Source organism: Nostoc sp. LEGE 12454, from assembly GCF_056620565.1.
Genome location: NZ_JBWQXL010000023.1, coordinates 20,456 through 42,328, shown reverse-complemented (window position 1 = coordinate 42,328; position 21,873 = coordinate 20,456). Strand labels below are relative to the sequence as shown.

Sequence of the window (21,873 nt, the reverse complement as noted above, 5' to 3'; positions counted from 1 at the left end):
CGGAAACGTCAAAGCGGAAGCTGCTACAGCTTGCGCGAAAGACGGAAACGTCAAAGCGGAAGTTACTACAGGGAAAGCAGAAGTTGCTACAGACACGACCGATGTCGCTACCGTTGCAGCTTTGAGCTGTAGTAGCTTTTTATAGCAGTTGAAATATAGTTTAGAACATAAACCGATCGGAAAACGCCGACATCAAGACACTTGCAAGCCTGTTGCCTATTGCCTGTTCCCTGCTATAAATTAAACTTAACTATGAAATATCACAGTCAGTAAAGGCAGGAACGCCAACAAAAAGCCATGCCAGGATTGCAATTGAGCTTCTGGGGTTGGTTCTGGTGGTGCTAATAGAGCTTCTACTCTTTGTTCTAAACGATCTGCACCAGAGGAACCTAATGCAGCACAGCAAATTTCCGATAAAACGGGGCCGCTACTAACTACTAATAAAAGTGACTCTGCTAGCACCAGAGGGTCTACCTGCAATGCTGCATAACCGTCGGCACGAAGTTCGCGCAAAGCTAACAGTTCTTCCCACAAAGGCTCTGTATTCGGCAGCCAAGCGGTGCAGGAACGCACCCAACCCAGCCAGAAAAACCAGAATGTATCCCTGTAATAGTGATGCCCTTGCTCATGGGCTAAGACGCTTTCTAAATGAGCCTGTGAGAGAGTTTGCACTAATCCTTGGCTAACCACTAATTCTGGTTGCCAAAAACCGATTTGACCTGCAAACAACGCGCCTGTTTGCAGCAGTCTGGCTCGTTTGTCGCCAACATTCACTAAAGGGCAGTTACGCGCAGATTCTACTGACTGCCAACCCTGAAAGGCAAGTTTAATGCATGAAATGGCAAAAAATGCTAAATAAATTAATGCTAGTAAATAGCTAATTGAGCCTGTATACATCCCGCCCATTTGTCCTTGAGGCCCCATGAACAGCACAGCGATCGCAGTCATGAAAATTAGCAAGGGCGGGAAGAGAAACAAAAATAGCGATCGCTGCCATCGCAGATTCCAATTGCCTTGGGGTTGATTCCGAGCGGATCTTAACCACCAGGCAACTGCCAAAGCATTCAAAATCATTATCAGATGCATCATTGTTCCTCCCTGGCTTGGCGTGCAGATTGAATACGTTTGGCGATCGCTGCTATTTGCTCGCTAGCTGCTTCATCCAGACTATCAGCAAAGGCAGCAACAACATCAGGGTTTCCCACTGCTAGAAATCGCTGTAACTGTTCGTGAGCTTTGATGACTTCTGATTGTTGCTTACTCAACATTGGCCGCCAATAGAATGCCCGCTCCTTTTTGTCGCAGGCCAGCCAACCTTTATCAGTGAGGCGACGTAAAACGGTGGTGACAGAAGTATACGCTAATTCGCGGTTGGGATCGGCGAGGATGCGATCGTGTACATCCTTGACTGTGGCTGAACCAAGTTCCCAAATGATATTTAAAATTTCCGCTTCCAACGGGCCTAAAGATAGTTGTTTAGGGCGGTAGTCGGGTAAAGGTGCCATAGCGATTTCAATGGGGAGTGGGGAGTGGGAGAGACGCGATTAATTGCGTCTGTACTGGGGAGTAGGGAATAAGTAAATATTTGTCCCTTTGGGCTGTAACCTTATAACTGTAACTTTTTCCCCATTTAGAAGGTTTGTTCTTGTTTTAGATTACAAGATAGTGCAGCAAGTCTGAAAGTCTAAAAGCATAAAATGCGCTTTTTGAGTATTTATTAAGGATGGAAAAGAGGCAGAGGTGCAAAGGAGCATTGGGCATTGAGCATGGAGAAGAGACAAAGTAGACAAGATAGAGATTTGTTTAATAATTCCTCTTGTCTCTCCTGCCCCGACTCCATCTAAATAACATGGTGCAAAAAAACTAAAATATATAACGAAAAGTAAAGTTGCTCAAAAAGCTCTTTCCTCCTGCCTCCTGCCCTCTGCCTCCTGCCTTGTGATAACGACAATTTTCAACACCGATCTACTTATGTATTGAATAAGATACATTTTGTATTTTGATGGTAAGAAATTTTCCTGGAGCAATTGTGACTATAGTTAGTGACACCAACTAGGTAGAATGTTATTTTCGGCAGTAGTATTAAAACAGGTGTATCCAGCCCGTGAAGTTATTCGTATACCACACTCCTGAATTGACTCCAACGGATAAAGCGCCAGAATGTGCGATCGCAGTCGATGTCTTGCGAGCCACTAGCACAATTGCGACTGTCTTGGCATCTGGAGGCGAAGCTGTACAAGTATTCAGCGATTTAGATCAATTAATTGAAGTTAGCGAAAAATGGCCCCCTGAAAAACGTCTGCGGGCTGGAGAACGCGGTGGCGCGAAAGTAGCTGGTTTTGAGTTGGGTAACTCTCCCCTCGACTGCACGCCAGAATTAGTGCAAGGGCGGCGTTTGTTTATCAGTACCACAAATGGCACTCGTGCTTTACAACGGGTACAAGACTCCCCAAATGTCTTAGCAGCAGCCTTGATTAACCGGGCTGCGGTGGTGCAATTTCTCTTAGATAAGCAACCAGAGACAGTGTGGATTGTCGGTTCAGGTTGGGAAGGCAGTTATTCCTTAGAGGATACAGTTTGTGCGGGTGCGATCGCTCATAGTATTTTGCAACAAACCAAGCTGTCACCTGAAGAACTCGCTGGTAACGATGAAGTAATTAGTGCGATCGCTCTTTACTCTCAATGGCAAGATAACTTATTAGGATTACTTCACCAAGCTAGTCACGGTCAACGATTATTGCGTCTTGACTGTCACGAAGATTTAAAATATTGTTCCCAAACTGATATTTTAGATGTCTTGCCCATACAACATGAAACAGGAGTATTAAAAAGTCAAAAGAAATAGAGAGTAGGAGCAGAGGAGCAGGGGAGCAGGGGAGCAGAGGAGAATAATCAATGCCCAATGCCCTATGCCCCATGCTCAATTTTCAAATCTGCAAGCATTTGCCGAAGTCTTTGTCGCCAATGGGAAGGATAAGTCCCTAGAATTGCGGAAATTTTTCCACAAGCAAGGACGGAATAAGCAGGGCGACGGGCTGGTGTCGGATATTCGGCAGTTGTAATGGGGACAATACGTTCAACTTTCAAAGGGAAGCCTAGTTGTTGGGCTTCTTCAAAAATAGCGACGGCAAAATCATACCAGCTAGCAACGCCGCTATTAGTGTAGTGATAAGTGCCGCTAATTTCTGGGGTTAACTGGGGAATCGTCTGGGCTATAACTGCGGCTATATCTTGCGCCCAAGTCGGGCTACCAATTTGATCGGCGACAACACGCAGTTCTTGACGTTCTGTACCTAGTCGCAGCATGGTTTTGACAAAGTTACTTTTGCCAAAGGTTCCATAAACCCAAGCAGTGCGGAGAATGAGATGATGGGCGCAAGCTTCCCGAATAGCTTCTTCTCCGGCGAGTTTGGTTTTACCATAGACACTCAAGGGATTAGTCGCATCGGTTTCCTGGTAAGGGCTACAGCCATTGCCATCAAAAACGTAATCAGTAGAAATATGAAGTAGAAAAGCTCCTAATTTTTGGCTCTCTTGAGCAAGAATTAGGGGTGCAGTAGCATTAATAGCAGTAGCAAGTTCGGGTTCGCTTTCGGCTTTATCTACAGCAGTGTAAGCAGCAGCGTTAATGATGATTTGCGGTTGATTGGATCTGATAACGTTGCAAAGGGTATCGGGTTGAGCAAGGTCTACTGTTGGGCGTGCTACTGAGATAACATCGCCGTAGGATGTGAGGATTTGTTGTAGTTCCTTACCAACTTGACCATTGCTACCAATGAGCAGAATTGATTTACTCATGCTGATTGCTTAATCAAATACTTCAGCAGTTCTCAAAGGTTTACCCGCTTGGTCTTTAGCTGATAAAATCGGTGGCGCATTTAAGGGCCAATCTATGGCTAAATCTGGATCGTTCCATAGAATTGTGCGATCGCTTTGGGGCGCATAATAATCTGTAGTTTTGTAGAGAACTTCAGCTATTTCTGAAAGTACGAGGAAACCATGAGCAAAGCCTAACGGTATCCACAGTATGCGTTTGTTCTCAGCACTGAGTTCAGAACCCACCCATTTACCAAAGGTAGGAGAGCTTTTTCTAATATCTACAGCTACGTCAAAAATAGTACCGACAACAGCACGGATGAGTTTTCCTTGAGGTTGTTGGATTTGATAGTGCAATCCACGTAGAATGTTTTGTTTAGAGCAAGAGTGGTTATCTTGGACGAAGTTCGTAACAATCCCTATCTCTTGAGCAAATTTTTGCTGGTTGTAAGCTTCAAAAAAGAAACCGCGATCGTCTGCAAATACTTGGGGTTCAATTTGCAGAACTTCAGGAATCTTGGTATTTACAATGCTCATTAATATTATTTATCGAATGTGACGCAGTGTTGTGATTATTAGATGAATTTCGCATTCATATTTTACAAGCACTGTGTTCCAACTTTGACTGTGGCTTGTCCTATTTTTAACAAGTAAATCACGTTAATTCAATTTGACAGTCATCACCAATCATAAATCGCAAGGCTTTAGGGCGACGGGGTGCAAGACTCAATTGTGCCCTTTGTCCAATCACACTATCAATAATGCGCTGATGGATTCCGGCAATTTTAGCACCTTCTAAAATAACACTGTGTTCTAAATCGGTATCAATAAGAGTGACGTTGTTGGCAATGCTACTATAAGGGCCAATAAAGCAGTTTTCTAAATAACAATTGCTACCAATGACTACTGGCCCCCGAATTGTGCAGTTAATTACTTGAGATTTTGCACCAATTTGCACTCGTCCAATAATCTGACTTTGAGAATCGATTTCGCCCACAACTGATGCTGTCAGATAGGTATCGAGAATCAATCGGTTAGCTTCTAATAAGTCATCTTTTTTACCAGTATCTAGCCACCAACCTTGAAGATTGTGGGCTACAACCTGCTTTTTTTGATTGATTAGGTATTGAATGGCATCAGTTATTTCCAGCTCGCCTCTGGTAGAAGGTTGGATATTGGCGATCGCATCAAAAATAAGGTGAGAAAAGAAATAAACTCCTACCAATGCCAGATTTGAAGGAGGAACTTTGGGTTTTTCAATTAGCCGTAATACCCGTCCTGTTTCATCTACCTGAGCCACACCAAAGGCGCTAGGGTTGGCAACCGAACGCAAGAGAATCAAAGCATCTGGCTGTTGTTGGCTAAATTGTTGCAAAAAGTAACGTAACTCACCTAATTGAATCAGGTTATCACCCAAGTACATGACAAAGGGAGAATCACCTAAAAAGGGACGGGCAATTTGGACTGCGTGAGCAAGTCCAAGTGGCTGGTCTTGTATGATATATGTGATGTTCGCTCCAAAGTATTCTCCATTTCCGGTTTTTCCTTGGACTTCTGCCCCCGTTTCTGGACTGATAATGATGCCAATATCAGTAATACCAGCCGCGACCATTTCTTCAATGCCATACCATAAAACGGGTTTGTTAGCAACTGGTACGAGTTGTTTTGCTCCGCTGTAGGTAAGAGGACGTAAGCGCGTACCTTTACCGCCAGAAAGAATTAGTGCTTTCATAGTGCTTTCATCAGGATTTAGGATTAATTACAAGTCATTAGTCAAGATAATCTGAAAACTTGACAAAATCCCAAATGATTGGATTAAAGTTATGGTGTTAGTATGGTGTTACTTTGGATGTACCCTAATTTAGCTGAAAGGATTAACAGAATTTGAGCAGTTTAGGCTCCTTACGTCTGGCAATAATTAGCAATCCCCGATCGGGTAACACTTGGCTACGAAAAATGCTGGCAGCCAGTTATGAAATGGCTGAACTGGCGGTGCATCATCCGGCTGACATTTGCTGGCACTCGCTACCAGCAAGATTAGTGCTTCAGATTCATTGGCACAGAAGTGATGATTTAGTTTCATTGCTAGCCGAGCAAGGATTTCGTGTGGTAGCTCTTGCCCGCCATCCCTTGGATGTATTGATTTCTATTCTGCATTTTGCCAGCTACGAACCAGAAACTGCCAAGTGGCTAAAAGGGGACGGGGGAACAGAGATATCCATCCTTGAGAAAACCCCACTTAGCCCAGAGTTTATCAACTATGCCACTGGAAATAGAGCAGCAGCACTTCTCTCGATTAGCCCGGAATGGTGGAGGCGAGAAGACACGTTGAAAGTTCGTTACGAAAATCTGGTGAATGATGCGGTCAAGGAACTTTCCCAGTTTAACGAACAACTGGGGCTGACCCCAGTCAAGCCTATATTAGATGTGGTTTCGTCGCATTCCATCGATCGCCTCCGCACCATGAGTACAAACAATCACTTCTGGCAAGGAAAGTATGCTCTCTGGAAGAAGCTTCTTATAGCACCCGTTGCTCAAGAGATTGCTCTTGCCCATCAAAGCGTGTTAGCTAAACTTGAGTATGTGTGTAATGCCGATCTGACTCTAACCGAAGAGCAAGCGATCGCTAACTGGAATGCTATTGCAGTTAAAGAAAGCTTACCTCGCAGTCTCTCTATTTTTTAGAAATCAGCCATTATAGGTACTGTTTGATAACTTCGGCGGTAGCAAGTCCTGTTTTTGCCCAGCTGAACTGGCTGGCGCGGTTGAGGCCAAGGGTACGTAGATGCGATCGCAATTCTGAATTAGTTGCGATCGCCTGCATTGCCTCTGTAATTTCTCCGGCGTTGTAGGGATTGACTAGAATCGCCGCATCACCAGCCACTTCAGGTAAGGAGGAGAGATTGGAGGTAATGACGGGAGTACCGCAAGCCATTGCTTCGAGGACAGGTAAACCAAAACCTTCCCAAAGACTGGGGAAAACCAGAGCGATCGCTTCATTGATGATTTTTGGCAATTCGCTGTAAGGAACATAGTCAAGGAACTTCACCTGATCAGTTACACCCAATTCTGCAATTTGCACTTTTAAAGTCGGGGTGTAACGCGGATCAATTGGCCCTACTAACCATAGTTCATAGTCTTTGCAGTTAGGTAACGCCGCAAAAGCACTGATGAGTCGCTGGATGTTTTTGTAAGGATCTTGGCGGCCAATATAGAGAAAGTAGTTGCGGGTAGGTAGATTGAGAGGAAGGAAGTGAGTGCGATCGTGCGCTAAAGGAATCGCAGTAATTTTGCTGGCGGGAATTTGGTAAAAATCGGTGATATCTTTAGCCGTAGTCTGGGAGATGCAAATAATGTGTTGTGCTTGCTTAAGAACTTGGGGAGTGTAGTAGCGGTGATAGGCTGTGAGTGGTGAGAAGCGTTTGGCAAAACGCAACGGGATCATATCAAAAGATGTGACAACAAAACGACAACTACTATAAAGGGGTGCTTCTGGTAGCGGAGAGAATAAAAGACTTGATTTAAGGTTTTTATATATTTGTGGTAGTTTAACTTGTGTCCAGAGTAGACGGTTAAAATGGCCTTTAGTACCGTGGTTTGGGGTTAAGTTTGACGGTATTGGATAGCAGTCAAAATCGAGATATTTTTGCGCTACTAATAGAGTGGGTTGCAAAGATTTTAAATAAGAAAAAATGTTTTGAGCATAGTTGCCTATACCCGTTGGTTGAGACAAGAGAATAGATAAGTTAATAATTAATTGACTAGAGGAAACATTATTGACTATATTCATTTAGTATTTTTTTGGCTATACAAATAATAGAATACTACAGCAACTTAGGAACCGTAGCTTCGTTACATAGCTTTTCTGATGATCATACCAAAGGATGTGGAAGCGAAGCGATCAATTAATAGTTTTAAATGCGCTTCTTGTGGTATATCATGTACTTGACTATAGTATGGAGGAATATCAATAAATTTATCTAAAACACAAGAACCAATATTAAAATCTAGGGGTACTACTTGATGTCCTGCCGCAGTTAGCTTTTTAGCAATTTGTTCAAAATCTTTTTTTCTAAAAAGTACTGTTCCGTTGTTGTCAATAGTTTCTTCTTCTTCTAAATAATTAAATTCTGTCGTTTGTATACTTATTCCTCCAGGAACTAGAGTTTTTAAAGAATTTTCGATAAATAAAAGTCCATTTTTAATGCTACCTAGATGTTCTAATGCACAAGCAGACCAGCAGAAATCATATTTACCTTCCAAGTAAGCAGGAATGGCATTCATATCGACATACTTTAGACTCACATTTTTAGTAAATAGTTCTTTTGTACATAACTCAGGACGGAATATCTTTTCTAAAGAAGACATATTTTGTTTAGTTTCTATCCACCCCTGTGCAGCTGATGCTGTTGGATCTAAATCTGTAGCTGTAATCGCAATATCATAAGCAGCAAGAATACTTGGCAGAGGTTCTTCCCCACAACCAAAACCTAAACCTTTACGTCCAGGAGTAAGTAAATCATATTCATATAATGCTTGTAAAATATAGCAAAATTCCCACAATTTTCGATGGTAAGCTACAGGAATTTTCATTTCTTGACACCAGTAGAAAAACCAATCTGATTCAATATCATTTTGTTGACAAGCTTTTGATTGTAAGTTAATTTTTTGGGGTGATAAATTAGTAGGTATTGTCAACTGCTTGCGCAAATTACGAGCATATTCATAGCCGAAAGTTTTAATGTTCAAGCTTATAGCATCTGCTGTTAAAAGTAGTCTTGAATTTAAAAAAGTAAGGTTAGGCTGCTGTTCATTTGTTGTTATCACTGGATTTAGAACTTCCTGACTTTCTATATTCGAGACTTTCTGACTTTCTGCATTCAGAACTTCCTGACTTTCTGCATTTAGGACTTCCTGGCTTTCTATATTCAGCATTGCTTTACTTTTATAAGAAACGCCATATTTTTTTTTCAATACTCTTGATAAATTCAATATAGCTTTTACGATTTGCGCTATTTTATCTAACATAATTTTCGGCTCGCTTTTTAGTTTGTTGTGTAAAGCTTAATTACTTAATTTTGGTCTTTTAACAGAATTATTACTAACAATAAACAGGTTTGTTAGTAATTTATTTAACAAACAATAGGGGAATATCTCTCTTTTGTAAATCTGCGTCTGGTGTTAATCTGATGAAATTTCATATTCATAGCATTCATACTAAAAATTGACCGTGAAGTTAATAATGTCAGTTTGAGAGATTTCAGATTTGCAATAATATTTAAAGCTTAGGTTGTTATATCTGTGGCTTTCTTAGACTAGACAAAAAAGATAGATTGACCAACAAATTTTTAAGCTTTTATTTAAACTGAATTTAATTATACAAACAAGAGAGAAATTCTTCAGCAGATTCTTGCCATGAGAATGGTATATATTCATTTCTGATGCGCTCTACCAAATTATTGTAGTAAATCTCTGAATCAAGTAGTTCTTTTAAAGCTTCATACAGTTCTGTTGGTTGAGTAGGAGAGAAATATCTACAAAAATCACCTCCTACTTCAGGCAAAGAACCACCATTGCTGGCAATTACAGGTTTACAGTGTTGAAGTGCTTCTACCACAGGTAATCCAAATCCTTCATAAAAGGAGGCTTGAACTAAACAGTAACAGTTTTGATAGAGAAAATCTAGTTGAGCATCACTCACTGAACCTAGTATTTGTATGAGCTTGCCATACATTTTATTAGATTCTATCAAGTTATCAGTTTCTAAGTCCCAACCTTTATTACCGGCAAAAATTAAAAATACATCATCATGACTAGAATTTATCAATAAATCAAAGGCTGCAATAATAGTTTTAATATTTTTATGAGGCACTAAGCTTCCAACTACTAAAATATATTTTTTATTAAGTAATTGTTGCAACTTTATATCAAGATTATTATTTTGTTCACTTAGTAACAAATCCTGTTTATAATAGTTACTACCCAAACGAAAGCTAATAATAATTTGTGAATTATTATTAGCTAATATTCCTTGAATTTTTGCATTACTATAATCTTCAGCACTCTTCTTAGAGATACATAATACCTTATCAAATAAAGTCGAATAATCACTGTAGAATTTTGTAAAAGCTTTTGTAAATCTCTTAGAAGAAAATTCTGGAAATTTTATTGGAATGAGGTCATAGCATATAACTACAATAGTAACTTTATGCCTTTTTAAAAGTTGTAAAAATCGGTAGTAAGTTTTAGGTAAATCCCAATTAGCATCAGCTATTACATAAATATCTCCTGACTGGATTATAGAATCTTCAAATTCAAGGAAAATTTTTTTGTTTTCTGAATTTGAATCAAACCAATCAATTAAATTTAATCTATAAAAAAAATTGATAAATTTGTTTTTCAGCTTCAAAACTAGAGCTTGAAATTTTATATTTATTTTATTTAAGGCAAAATATTTGTTAACATCGAGCAAATAGTCGTCTTGCTGTTGATTAAGATTAGTCACCCTCCGCATAAAACTACCATCAAACATAACCGATACTATTTCTATATCTGTGCGGTTTGAGCTTATTTGCAATAATTCAGAAGTTAATTCTCGAACTACTCGATGGATTCCGGTATTTTTATATGTATGTTTTGCAGTGTGAGTACAATCTATAAATATATTCATCCTAAAACCTATTTGAAACTATTTTTATGCAAATTTTTACTAAGTTTTTTACTTAAAAAATTTACCTAAGAAAAGCCATAACTAAAAAACTTAGTAGTTACATTCTTAGGTAAGCTATTTTACTTTTTCTTAGTTACAAGTTAATGGTTATTTATGATTAAGAAACTAAATGAGCTAACTGCTTAATTTCTTAAGGTCATAATCAACCATTAACTCGACCAATTGACTAAAAGAGTGCTGAGGCTGCCAACCTATTCCATTTTTAATTTTATCAATGCAACCAACTAACTGCACTGATTCATCAGCGCGATAAAAAGCGGGGTCAACCGAGACATAATCTTGCCAATTAAGCCCAACGCAGTCAAAAGCACACTCAACAAGTTCTTTAACAGAGTACGTTTCACCACTGGCAATGAGGTAGTCATCGGGTTGTTCCTGCTGCAACATCAACCACATAGCGTAGACAGCATCTTTGGCGTAGCACCAATCACGACGGGCATCTAGGTTGCCTAATTTTAATTCATTTGCCAAACCTAATTTAATTTGGGCAACTGCGTGCGTGATTTTGCGGAATACAAATTCTGTCCCACGTCGAGGTGATTCGTGAGTATAAGTAATACCACAACAGTTGTAAAGGTTGTATTTCTGCCGATAGTTGACAGTCATCCAATGAGCATAAGCTTTGGCAACACCATAAGGATTCCGGGGACGAAAGGCAGTGCGTTCAGTTTGGGGCGATTCGTCAGGTTGACCAAAAACTTCACTACTGGATGCTTGATAGAATCTCGCATCAGGTTTGCAGCGACGAATGGATTCTAAGAGGCGGGAGACACCGAGAGCTGTATATTCAGCAGTCAGAGCAGGTTGTGTCCAAGAGAGTGGAACGTAGCTTTGAGAGGCAAGATTGTATATTTCGTCTGGTTGGCATTCGCTCACTACATCCATGAGGGATGATTGATCGAGGAGATCGCCAGATACTATTTGAATGTCGCCATAAAGGTGGGTGATACGCTCTAGATTACTGGTGCTAGAACGGCGGACTAGACCAAAGACTTGGTAGCCTTTTGCTATGAGTAGTTCGGCAAGATATGAACCATCCTGTCCGGTTAACCCGGTAATTAGGGCTTTTTTTGTTGTCATGCTCACTTTTTTTTACAATATATTTCTTTTCTGGAAATACTGAATTATAGCATTGTTACTTTTGGTTTAATACCGACTAATACTGGATATACCCCTAACGATAAAACTCGAAACTCTAGTATAGATGTTGTATCTATAATAAACTTCAGTTTTGTTTTTTCTTTCTTTAAGATATCTCTTAAAGTAAGTTCTTTTTTGGCTAGAACTAGCGCACCAGAATTAGTAGAAACATCTGCGATCGCTACAACTAAATTTAGATTCTTTTTATATATTTCATTATCCTCACCAGAAGCAAAGATTTCAAATTCAACTAAATATTTACCTTTGCAATAAGAATCGTAAGGACCAAAGATTGCAAATCCTTGTCCATCATCAGGATTTACAATCACAAAATACTCTTGCTTGATTTCGATTATTGAACCAATGCCATGAAAAATTACCTCATTTTTAATTTTTTGGTTTTCCAGATAAAACTTCTGCATTTGCTTCATTAGGGTTTTATCTGCAAGATCAATTTCTTGAACTTTTTGAGATGTTACCCACCAAACAAAGCAATTTTGCGGATCTTGATTAATTGCTTTCTCAGTATCTTCTTGATAGAAATTTATGTCGAAACAAGGTTCAATATATCTGCCAAATAAATTAGGTGGGATTCCTAACAAGTCTTTTGAAATCAAACCGGATGAATCTTGAATTTTAAAACCTGATTTTGGCAAAAGCTCACATACTTGTTGAAAACTTAGTTCATGTAAGTGTTCTGGCTGTTTCCATCCATATCTATTAGTAACAGTATAATTAAGACTATCAAGTACAAAAATTCCATTTGGTTTAAGTACTCTATTGACTTCTAATAAGAAACTTAGTTGTGATTTCCAAGATAGATGTTGAATAAATTGGCCAGCAAACACTAAGTCAAAACTTTGTGACTCTATTAACTTTAGATCGCCACCATCATGTTGAATCCAAGTTACATTATTTGGTAAATCTAGTGGCTTTGAATTTAAATCTATACCAGTGTGATTTTCAATAGAGTAAGGATAAAATTTATCGAACCACTCGAAGTACCAATTTCCAGCACATCCAATACTTAATATTTCTTTAGATTGTGGTATTTTTGCAAGGCAAATAGAACGACATTCGTGTAAAAAATCACTAAAGTTGAGTGTTTTTCTTAAAGGAGCCTGTATTAGTATCGCAGTATTGTTGAAATCAAAATTGTCAACTACTTGCTTTTCTTCTTGATGTGAATCATCAATAGCTCTAGCAAAAGTAGTAAGTACTTTTTTAGACGCATTAGGTATAAATTTAGCTAATTCACGTCCTACATAGTCTGCAAGTTTTTTACTTTTTGCTTGAGGTGAAGAAAGGATTTGCTGGATAAACTCTCCATATAAATTGGCACACTTATCTGGACAATGTTCCTTAGCAATATACTTGTATGCATTTTCGCTCAGAGATTTTCTGTAGTCTGAGTTTTGAGTTAGTAAAATAAGAGATTTCAATATCTCTTCTACTTCATCACTTTGTCCAGAATGGGGTATTTTGAACACCACATCATTGGGGAAATCAGAGAAGGAACCGATATCTGTAACAATAGTAGGTTTACCAACAGACAAAATTCGCAGAAGTGATGCAGAACTTTCTCCGTTAAAAGGAAATCTTAAGTTGAGGCATATATCTGATACTTCTATGTAACGGTAAAAATCTGGCATATTGACATAGCCAGTAACTTTTACTCGATCTTGTAAACTTAGTTTTTTAATTTCATTTTCTATATTAATTGTACCAAGGTAATCAGTACCACCCACAAATACTAAGTAAGCATTAGGTTGAGTTACAAGATACTTCTTAAATGCATAAATAATTTCTAGGGGACGTTTAGTTTTATTGATAAATCCAAAGGTTGATATTATAAGTTTATCGTCTGGAAGACCCAACTCTTTATATTCATCTCTTAGTGATTTTTCTTTAACAACATACTTTGGCACTATCTGAGGTATATGAACAATATGGCTATTATCATTACTAAATTCTTTAATAGCACAGTTATAAGCCCATTTGCTGTGTAATATAACTCCTAGAGAGCGCGTAAAAATTCTTCTATTTACATAAAGACCTACTTCTGATAATTTCTCATTAATATCTAAATCTTTTGTTTTTAAAAGGTTTAAAATTTGTAATGTTTTATCTTTTCCATAACAGTGTTCTAATTCATTAGAAAATTTAATCCCAAGTTCTGGACAACGAGCTTCCATATAATTAATTAGGCCTCCCAAGTAATAGTCATGTAACACGGATATTCCAGAATATCTCATTAATTGGGAGTACATATAAGAATGGTAACTACTATTCCCTATCTGATAAATAATACCTTCATATACTTGAGACTTTAGCTTTTCTTCAAATTCACTATGAGAAAATAAGTTATTACTGATATTAATATCGGGTAAATAACTATCATCATGGTATAAATCAAGGTTAATATATTTTCCCAATGATGGTAACAAGTCCCGACTATAGTCTGCTATACCAGATTTAGCTGGTGGGAATGGGCTAAAAAAAGCAATTTGTGGTTTTTGATTAACTGAAATAGATACTTTATTTAATAGCTGATGCTCTTGAAACACATCAAGTATATTTTTAGCAACAGATTGCCAAGAAAATTTTGCTGATTGCTGAAGTGCATCCTCTGAGATTTTTGTTCTAAGGTTCTCATCAGATAGAACTTTTTGCATGATGCCAGCCATATCAGAAGGTGAGTATGGATCGAACAGTAATTCATCAGAACCTAAAATTTCTGGCAAAGATGAGCTATTACTTGCAATCGATGGTGCGCCACATGAAATAGCTTCTAGTAGCGGTAAACCAAAGCCTTCATAAAAAGAAGGAAAAACGAATAAAGAGCAGGTTGAGTATAAAGCTCTTAATTCTTCATCTGTAACATAATTTGTTAATATTATAGATTTATTAATTCCTAATTTTGACGCAAAGCTAGTTATTTCTTTACTAAAATGCTCAGAAACTTTGCAGGCAACTACTAATTGGTAACATTCTTGCAAATTCTTGGGTAAGGCAGAAAAAGCAGTGACTAACCCTTCAATGTTCTTCCGCCAATCTTCGCCTCCAGTATAAAGAATAAATTTTTTGTAGATACCAAACTTGCTTGCAAAAGTTTCGAGCCAAGCTTGATGTTCATGAGCAGGAATGGGAGTAAAAAAAGCAGAAACACCACCCGAAACGTTTAAAACTCTTTCAGGGGGTATATCGAGGAATTTAATTACATCTTGGCGTGTAGCTTCCGAGATTGCAAATATAAAATCAGCATTTTGTATATTTTTTAAGCGCTTCATATAGAGCGAGCGCATATTTGACTCATTTAAATATCTATCAGAAAAGATGAGAGGTATTAAATCATAGCAAATGACAAAAACTTTTTTAGGAAAATCGCTATAGTCAGGTATTGTGGAGTCTAAACCCTCCATCGGACTAAGTATAAATACTGTATCAACATCTTCTGCCATTAAAACAGTTTTTAATAGTAGTTCATTGATGTCGCAACTACCAATGTAAGGGTAATCTACAGAATTATATTTAAAGTAATTATCATCCAGTTCTGGAACTGGTAGATTACTATTCGTATATAACTGGTAACTGAGAGTATTTTGCTGTTTAAATAGAGCTTCTATTACAGATTGGGTATAACGACCAATACCTCTATTTCTAGAATTATTTGTTTGCAGAGCTTGAAGATCAATGGCTATTTTCATGCTGCGTAAATTTGAGATTTAATTTTTTATACAAGGTTTTTTTTACATACCAACATAGCTACTGCGCCAGGAAGGTAATTATCTGGATTATGTTCTTTTTCAGATGCTTCTAATTCATTTTCAGTGATAACCCAAGTAAAATCATCCTTACGTACTCCATAGGATATTTGAACTATCCTGAAATCCTGAATTAGTTTTTGTAGTGATTCTTGGTTATATATTCGATGTACTGGTGTTAAAGCTTTTTTACCATAGGGAACTGTAAGAATAAAACTACCTTCTGGTTTCAAAAGTAAACTAATCTGTTGAACAGCTTTAACATCATAATTTTCACCCGTTTTATCTCCATACCATCCTAAGCCAATATGTTCCAAAGTTGATAAAGCAATAACACAATCAAAACTAGCTGGCGCTAATACAGGGTTGCAGATATCAGTTTTAACAAACTTCAAGTTGGGATGAAATAAAGCTATGGGGCGAATGTCTATCGCTGTAACTGAATAATTAAAACTCGCTAACTCATACGAAAGGAGACTCTCGGCAGCCCCGACATCCAAGACTGTTATACTGCTTGATTCATACAAACGGGCAAGAGATTGTAAAACAAAGGTCTTCTCGAATATTCTCTCATTAGTTCCTGCCCAATAAGCTTCGCCATTTTCGCGATAACCCACAATTATTGGTTCATTGAACCATAAACCACTAGCAATTTTAGATTCTTCATTAGAAGAGGCTTGGTTCGTTACACTGTTGTCGGCTTGTAATTCAGTAGAAATTTGCTCTATTTTCTGCTCAAGTTGAGAAAGCTGTTCTATTTTCTGCTCAAGTTGAGAAAGCTGTTCTACTTTCTGTTCAAGTTGAGGTAATTGATCTATTTTCTGTTCAAGTTGAGGTAATTGGTCTATCTTCTGCTTAAGCTGAGAAAGTTGGTCTATCTTCTGCTTAAGCTGAGAAAGTTGGTCTATTTTCTGCTCAAGCTGAAAAAACTTCTTATTTACTTCTTTATCCCTTGTAGAATATTCATCACTTTTTTGGATTAAATTGTATAAAAGTTGTCTAACAGCAGAATTATAATAAACTTGTCTTTTAAAGATAGGCCATGCTATTTTCTTTAAAATATTTTTTAGCCATTTACGAATAGTATTTGTATATATCTCATTAAAAAATAATAAATAGTTTCCATCAATTTCTGTAACATAACTATTATTTAATAGTTGATGAGGTAGATTTATTGTTTTGCTTGATTCGTTTTCCTCATTTCCAGCCGGACGAGCAAATCTAACGGATTGTTGATAAACATCACTAATACGCTCTAGTATTTTTTCGTAATCCATCTGATTCTCCTGAAATTTATCATCAATCATTTTTCCCAAAAGAATACATTTTTGTTTAAAGCCTGACTATAATTTTTGCCTAAGTTTATCTAATCATATAGTCGTCCAATTCGCATAGTTTATCAGATAATTTTCTTTAAGGCATAATTACCACTGATGGGTAAATAATTAATATTAGATAATTCACATTAAATTTTACTTACTGATTTTAAATAATAGTCGGCAGTTTCATCCGCGTTTCCCATAAAACGTACTTTTCCTTGATCTAACCAAATTCCTCTAACACAAGACTGTTTTATAAATTTTAAATCATGAGAAACTACTAATACAGTAGCGTTATGATTCCAAAATTGTTCAATTCTTCGCTTACACTTGTTTTTAAAACTTTCATCGCCTACCGACAATACTTCATCCAATATCAAAATGTCCGGTTGTATATCGGTGGCGATCGCAAACCCTAATCGCGCTACCATTCCAGAAGATAATCCCTTCACTGGTACTAATGCATAATCTTCTAACTCTGCAAACTCTAATATTGAAAGCGTTCTTTTCCGCATTTCTGCTCGAGAATATCCCAGTAATACGCCATACAACAAAATATTATCCATCACAGAAATTTCTGCATCAAACCCCGCTCCAAGTTCAATCAATGGAGCAATTTGACCGCGTACTCGCACTAATCCGCTGGTAGGTTGCAAAATCCCAGAAATTATCTTTAATAGTGTTGATTTACCAGAGCCATTTGCCCCTATAATACCTATTTTTTCACCTCTTTCAACAACTAAATCAATTTCATTTAGCACCTGTTTCTTCGCAGGCTGGTGATATTTACCTTCCAAAACAGATAAGAGTGTTTTCTTTAGGTCATAAGAAAACTCTTCTTGCGTCCGTCGCCACAGCGAAACTCGATCTAGGCGAATTACTTCCATTTATTTACAGCAAATCCATAAATTGATGCCGCCACAGGTGAAAACAAACCCATCCCAGTGACAAAATAATTATGCCACTCAGCAATGCTCCCCAAATTAAACTTAAATCTGGTAGCACTCCCGATAGTGTAATCTGACGGATACTTTCAATAATTGGTGATAAAGGATTTAACCCTAAAAATGCTTTTACTGTTTTTGGAACAATGTCTGGCGGATAAAATACAGGACTACTGATCCAAATTACAAATATAATTAACTCATAAAAATAAGGTAAATCTCTAAAAAATACATATAAAGCGCTGACTAAAAAACCAACTCCCATACAGACTAAAACCAGCGCTAAAAATGGAAACAGCAATGCCACCACGTTTACTAAACTTTTGGATTTAACAAAAGTTATAATTCCTAACAAGGGCAACACTCCGACGGCAAACTGAAATACATTTGCTGCAATCATTGATATTGGGAAAATACTGACTGGCAGACGAATTTTATTTAAAAGTGAGCCGTTACCTACTACACTACTCAGTGCCTGAGAAGTGGAAGCTGAAAAAAAGTTGATTACCACCAGCCCTGTAAATGCTGCTAATACATAGTTTGGTATTGAGTTATTGTAATATGACGAAAATGTTGTCCCAAAAATTGCAGTGTATAGCCCGGTCATAATCAACGGGTTCAAGAGTGACCAATAAACCCCCAGAAATGAACCCCGGTAACGCACTTTAAGATTTCGCGCTACCAAGACGTGCAGCAATTCCCAGTAGCGCCACACTTGCAACCAAGTTGAATTACTTTTAATCGAAAGCTTCATCCTTACACACCGCTACAGATCATAGCTAAATTATTTGCAGATTTTATACTATTGGTGGCTACTTTACCGCATTACTTTAACAATAAAAACTTTATTTTAAAAAGCATTGTTAAACACAAGTTACTATAGGACTCATATCTGATTTTTGAACAAGATTTCAGATAAAACCCTTATAAAACAAGCTTTTCAGTCTCAGTATGTTTTCAGAAATCAAATCGAAGTCCTAATAGTTACCATTTTTATACTCTTAATCACATCCTATCCGGGCAAGACCAATGAATTTATCAATTGGTTCCTAGAACTAGCTACCCGCAAATAATTTGGCTGTTTGTACCATAGAATTGCTTTATAGTCAAGAAAAATGCTTTTATTCAGATGTCTGTTCATGGGGCGATCAAAGCGCTCCTCTATCTAGCGAAGTTGTGCGATCGCAGCCGTTCTTGTGACAACCGCAATTGTACTTTCGGTGTCTATTGTTGCCCTAAAATAGCAATTTTCTCTGTTAGAAGTACGCGATCGCTTTTGGGTGTCTTTGACCAAAAAAAGACAAACATTGAGTATGTACCTGTTTGGTTGTCGATTTAATTTTAAGCTGTGAAGTCAGGAGTTAGGAGTTATGCTTTCTCATCTCTCCCCCATTTACCCTGAATTTGTGAGAGCAGAGTCACGGTTTCCGCTACACTGAGACTTGGTTTATCTGAATTGTAATCAGGCATGGAAATCGGACAAAAGGTCAAAGTCTTTCGTTTGCGCGATCGCGTTTCTGCCCCAGTTGTAAAAAAACTCGGACAAGTGGGTACCATTCAAGGCTATAAAGTCACCGATGGTGCTGGAATCGGTGTAGTAGTGCTGTTTGACGACAATACTTCTACTTGGTTTTTTGAAGATGAAATCAAACCTGTGTAGTAGTAAAAAACTCAGATCCGGGTTTTTCTTTGACTCTGAAGTTGAAAGCACAGGTTGAGAGTCTTTGTTGAGTGCTAAGTTGGAGTTGAAAAGATCGGCGGTGAAAATAGGAATCAACTAATGGCTCTAATATTGACATTTTTGGGCAAAGGCGGCACCGCTCGTACCAAAATTGCGATCGCCGCCGCCAAATTATTGGCAAGTCAAGGCAAACGCGTACTCCTGGCAGGACAAGCAGAACCAACATTGCAAATCCTGCTAGGTACTCCCATTGCTGCCGATCCCCAGGAAATCGCTCCCAATTTACAAGTAGTCCAGTTCCAAGCATCTGTACTGCTAGAACGAAACTGGGACGAAGTGAAGAAACTTGAGGCGCAATATCTCCGCACGCCCATCTTCAAAGACGTTTTTGGTCAAGAACTGGTAGTCTTGCCGGGGATGGACAACGCCCTGGCACTGAATGCTATCCGCGAATATGATGCCAGTGGCAAATATGATGCGATCGTCTACGATGGCACGGGCGACTCTTTAACGTTGCGAATGTTGGGTTTGCCAGAATCTCTGAGTTGGTATGTCCGGCGATTTCGGCAATTGTTTGTCAACTCCGACTTGGGGAAGACGATTACTGAATCGCCTTTGATTCAACCGCTGATTAGCAGTTTTTTCAATATCAACTGGACAGCAGATAACTTTGCCGCTCCCACTAACCAAGTCAATAATTTCTTAGAAAAGGGGAGAGCCGCTCTGGCCGATCCCAAACGTCTTGCTGCTTTCTTAGTGACTACAGGAGATCCGATTGAGGTAGCAAATGCTCGTTATTTATGGGGTAGCGCTCAACAAATCGGTTTAACTGTCGGTGGTGTTTTGCTTGTGTCTACTGAGACAAATATCAATCTGCCAGAGGAATTTATACCCTTACCTGTGAGCGTCGTTCCCAACTCGCCCACGGGTGATTGGCAACCACTGATAGACGCTCTACCCAACTTTGAAGCACAAGCTTTACAGGCTCCCAAACCTATTGAAATAGACATCCCCAATCGTCAAGTACGCTTATTCTTGCCAGGATTTGACAAAAAGCAGGTCAAGCTTACCCAATATGGGCCAGAAGTCACGGTAGAAGCAGGAGATCAGCGGCGCAATATTCCTTTACCCTCAGCTCTGAGTGGCAGACCCGTTGCTGGAGCAAAGTTTCAAAATAATTATTTGATAATTTCGTTTTAATTTATGGGAGTAGGGCATGGAACATGGGGAATAGGGAATAGGGAATAGGGAAAAAACTTAATCACCAATGCCCAATGACGGCAGTTGCTCCACTTGGGGAGACCCGAAGACCGCACTGCCTCCCCAATGACGGCAGTTGCTCCACTTGGGAAGACCCCAAGACCGCACTGCCTCCCCAATGCCCTATTCCCAATGCCCAATTAATCAGTAAATCTTATGTCAGAATCAACTCCCATTCCCCCAGACCCTAACCCATCTGAAGCACTAGACTCAGTGGCCAATAATCTCAATGAGCAAGTGCTGACATCTGCCGATCGCAGTGCGAAAACTAGGCAAATGTTGGGGATGAAAGGTGCAGCGTCTGGGGAAACTTCAATTTGGAAAATTCGTTTGCAGCTCATGAAGCCCATCACCTGGATTCCCCTAATTTGGGGTGTAATCTGTGGTGCGGCTTCTTCCGGTAACTATACTTGGACGCTGGAAAATGTGTTGAAGGTAGCAGCCTGTATGTTACTGGCTGGGCCATTGATGACAGGTTACACCCAAATTCTCAATGATTACTACGATCGCGAAATCGATGCCATCAATGAACCTTATCGCCCGATTCCCTCTGGCGCAATTCCCTTACCCCAGGTAATTATTCAGATTTGGGTATTACTGATTGCTGGTATTGCTTTGGCATTTGCGCTAGATGTCTGGTCTGGTCATGAATTCCCAACAATTACAGCGATCGCGATTATCGGTTCTTTCATCGCTTATATTTATTCTGCGCCTCCCCTGAAACTCAAGCAAAACGGCTGGCTAGGTAGCTACGCCTTGGGTGCAAGCTACATTACTCTACCTTGGTCTACAGGACACGCTTTATTTGGTGAACTGAATTCCACAATTGTGATTTTGACAATGTTCTACAGCTTGGCTGGATTGGGTATTGCCATTGTCAATGACTTCAAGAGTGTAGAAGGCGATCGCCAGCTAGGATTAAATTCACTACCTGTAATGTTTGGCATCACTACTGCGGCATGGATTTGTGTAGCGACAATTGATATATTTCAAGGATTTATCGCAGCTTATCTCGTCAGCATCCATGAGAATTTGTATGCGGCAATACTAGTACTGTTAATCATCCCGCAAATCACCTTGCAGGATATGTATTTCCTACGTGACCCCGTGAAAAATGATGTTAAGTACCAAGCCAGTGCTCAACCTTTCCTTGTGCTAGGAATGCTGGTAACAGGTTTAGCACTGGGTCATGCTGGCGTTTAACTTATACTTCTATAGT

General features: G+C 38.8%; 19 protein-coding genes. 6 read left to right on the top strand and 13 right to left on the bottom strand.

All coding sequences use genetic code 11. The features are described from left to right. Positions 1–246: 246 nt before the first annotated feature. Complete coding sequence (locus AC1F2U_RS22080; protein ID WP_480263058.1) at positions 247–1,086, bottom strand: M56 family metallopeptidase; 840 nt, start codon at positions 1,084–1,086, stop codon at positions 247–249. After that, a complete protein-coding gene (locus AC1F2U_RS22075) occupies positions 1,086–1,505 on the bottom strand; it encodes a BlaI/MecI/CopY family transcriptional regulator (protein WP_292721488.1) in 420 nt (139 codons plus the stop codon). The genes AC1F2U_RS22080 and AC1F2U_RS22075 overlap by 1 nt, the downstream gene beginning before the upstream one ends. Before the next feature lie 599 nt (positions 1,506–2,104). Here AC1F2U_RS22075 and AC1F2U_RS22070 point away from each other — a divergent pair. After that, positions 2,105–2,845 carry a 2-phosphosulfolactate phosphatase family protein gene (locus tag AC1F2U_RS22070; RefSeq protein WP_480263018.1) on the top strand — a complete coding sequence of 247 codons (741 nt, stop codon included), beginning with the start codon at positions 2,105–2,107 and terminating at the stop codon, positions 2,843–2,845. A 62-nt stretch (positions 2,846–2,907) separates the two neighbouring features. Here the strand turns inward: AC1F2U_RS22070 and rfbD are convergent, their stop codons facing one another. From rfbD to AC1F2U_RS22055, 3 genes are all read right to left on the bottom strand, one after another. Continuing rightward, complete coding sequence (rfbD, locus tag AC1F2U_RS22065; protein WP_480263017.1) at positions 2,908–3,798, bottom strand: dTDP-4-dehydrorhamnose reductase; 891 nt, start codon at positions 3,796–3,798, stop codon at positions 2,908–2,910. 9 nt (positions 3,799–3,807) lie between these two features. Then, positions 3,808–4,353, bottom strand: coding sequence for a dTDP-4-dehydrorhamnose 3,5-epimerase (gene rfbC / locus AC1F2U_RS22060; RefSeq protein ID WP_480263016.1), 546 nt, complete (start codon positions 4,351–4,353; stop codon positions 3,808–3,810). Positions 4,354–4,471: 118 nt separating this feature from the next. Next, a complete protein-coding gene (locus tag AC1F2U_RS22055) occupies positions 4,472–5,548 on the bottom strand; it encodes a glucose-1-phosphate thymidylyltransferase (RefSeq protein WP_480263015.1) in 1,077 nt (358 codons plus the stop codon). Between the two features lie 152 nt (positions 5,549–5,700). Between AC1F2U_RS22055 and AC1F2U_RS22050 the strand changes: the two genes are divergently transcribed. Beyond that, on the top strand, positions 5,701–6,501 hold the full coding sequence (locus AC1F2U_RS22050; protein ID WP_480263014.1) for a sulfotransferase domain-containing protein: 801 nt from the start codon (positions 5,701–5,703) through the stop codon (positions 6,499–6,501). Positions 6,502–6,511: 10 nt separating this feature from the next. Here the strand turns inward: AC1F2U_RS22050 and AC1F2U_RS22045 are convergent, their stop codons facing one another. The 8 genes from AC1F2U_RS22045 to AC1F2U_RS22010 form a co-directional block, all read right to left on the bottom strand. Then, on the bottom strand, positions 6,512–7,606 hold the full coding sequence (locus tag AC1F2U_RS22045) for a glycosyltransferase family 4 protein (RefSeq protein WP_480263013.1): 1,095 nt from the start codon (positions 7,604–7,606) through the stop codon (positions 6,512–6,514). 62 nt (positions 7,607–7,668) lie between these two features. Next, positions 7,669–8,844 (bottom strand): class I SAM-dependent methyltransferase, encoded by a 1,176-nt coding sequence (locus AC1F2U_RS22040; RefSeq protein WP_480263012.1) that lies wholly within the window; start codon positions 8,842–8,844, stop codon positions 7,669–7,671. A gap of 343 nt (positions 8,845–9,187) precedes the next feature. Further along, positions 9,188–10,486 carry a glycosyltransferase family 4 protein gene (locus tag AC1F2U_RS22035; protein WP_480263011.1) on the bottom strand — a complete coding sequence of 433 codons (1,299 nt, stop codon included), beginning with the start codon at positions 10,484–10,486 and terminating at the stop codon, positions 9,188–9,190. Between the two features lie 174 nt (positions 10,487–10,660). Continuing rightward, on the bottom strand, positions 10,661–11,626 hold the full coding sequence (locus AC1F2U_RS22030) for a GDP-mannose 4,6-dehydratase (protein ID WP_480263010.1): 966 nt from the start codon (positions 11,624–11,626) through the stop codon (positions 10,661–10,663). Between the two features lie 44 nt (positions 11,627–11,670). After that, complete coding sequence (locus AC1F2U_RS22025; RefSeq protein WP_480263009.1) at positions 11,671–15,393, bottom strand: glycosyltransferase; 3,723 nt, start codon at positions 15,391–15,393, stop codon at positions 11,671–11,673. A 26-nt stretch (positions 15,394–15,419) separates the two neighbouring features. Beyond that, entirely contained in the window at positions 15,420–16,757 is a 1,338-nt protein-coding gene (locus AC1F2U_RS22020) for a class I SAM-dependent methyltransferase (protein WP_480263008.1), read from the bottom strand. Positions 16,758–16,915: 158 nt separating this feature from the next. Further along, positions 16,916–17,656 (bottom strand): ABC transporter ATP-binding protein, encoded by a 741-nt coding sequence (locus tag AC1F2U_RS22015; RefSeq protein WP_480263007.1) that lies wholly within the window; start codon positions 17,654–17,656, stop codon positions 16,916–16,918. A gap of 4 nt (positions 17,657–17,660) precedes the next feature. Then, entirely contained in the window at positions 17,661–18,467 is an 807-nt protein-coding gene (locus AC1F2U_RS22010) for an ABC transporter permease (protein ID WP_480263006.1), read from the bottom strand. Positions 18,468–18,842: 375 nt separating this feature from the next. Here AC1F2U_RS22010 and AC1F2U_RS22005 point away from each other — a divergent pair, with 375 nt between their 5' ends. From AC1F2U_RS22005 to chlG, 4 genes are all read left to right on the top strand, one after another. Then, entirely contained in the window at positions 18,843–19,052 is a 210-nt protein-coding gene (locus AC1F2U_RS22005) for a hypothetical protein (RefSeq protein WP_480263005.1), read from the top strand. Between the two features lie 129 nt (positions 19,053–19,181). After that, positions 19,182–19,373, top strand: coding sequence for a cytochrome b6f subunit PetP (petP, locus tag AC1F2U_RS22000; RefSeq protein ID WP_480263004.1), 192 nt, complete (start codon positions 19,182–19,184; stop codon positions 19,371–19,373). Positions 19,374–19,493: 120 nt separating this feature from the next. Further along, complete coding sequence (locus AC1F2U_RS21995) at positions 19,494–20,594, top strand: Get3/ArsA fold putative tail anchor-mediating ATPase NosAFP (RefSeq protein ID WP_480263003.1); 1,101 nt, start codon at positions 19,494–19,496, stop codon at positions 20,592–20,594. Between the two features lie 216 nt (positions 20,595–20,810). Further along, positions 20,811–21,857, top strand: coding sequence for a chlorophyll synthase ChlG (chlG, locus tag AC1F2U_RS21990; RefSeq protein ID WP_480263002.1), 1,047 nt, complete (start codon positions 20,811–20,813; stop codon positions 21,855–21,857). The last annotated feature ends 16 nt before the right edge of the window (positions 21,858–21,873 follow it).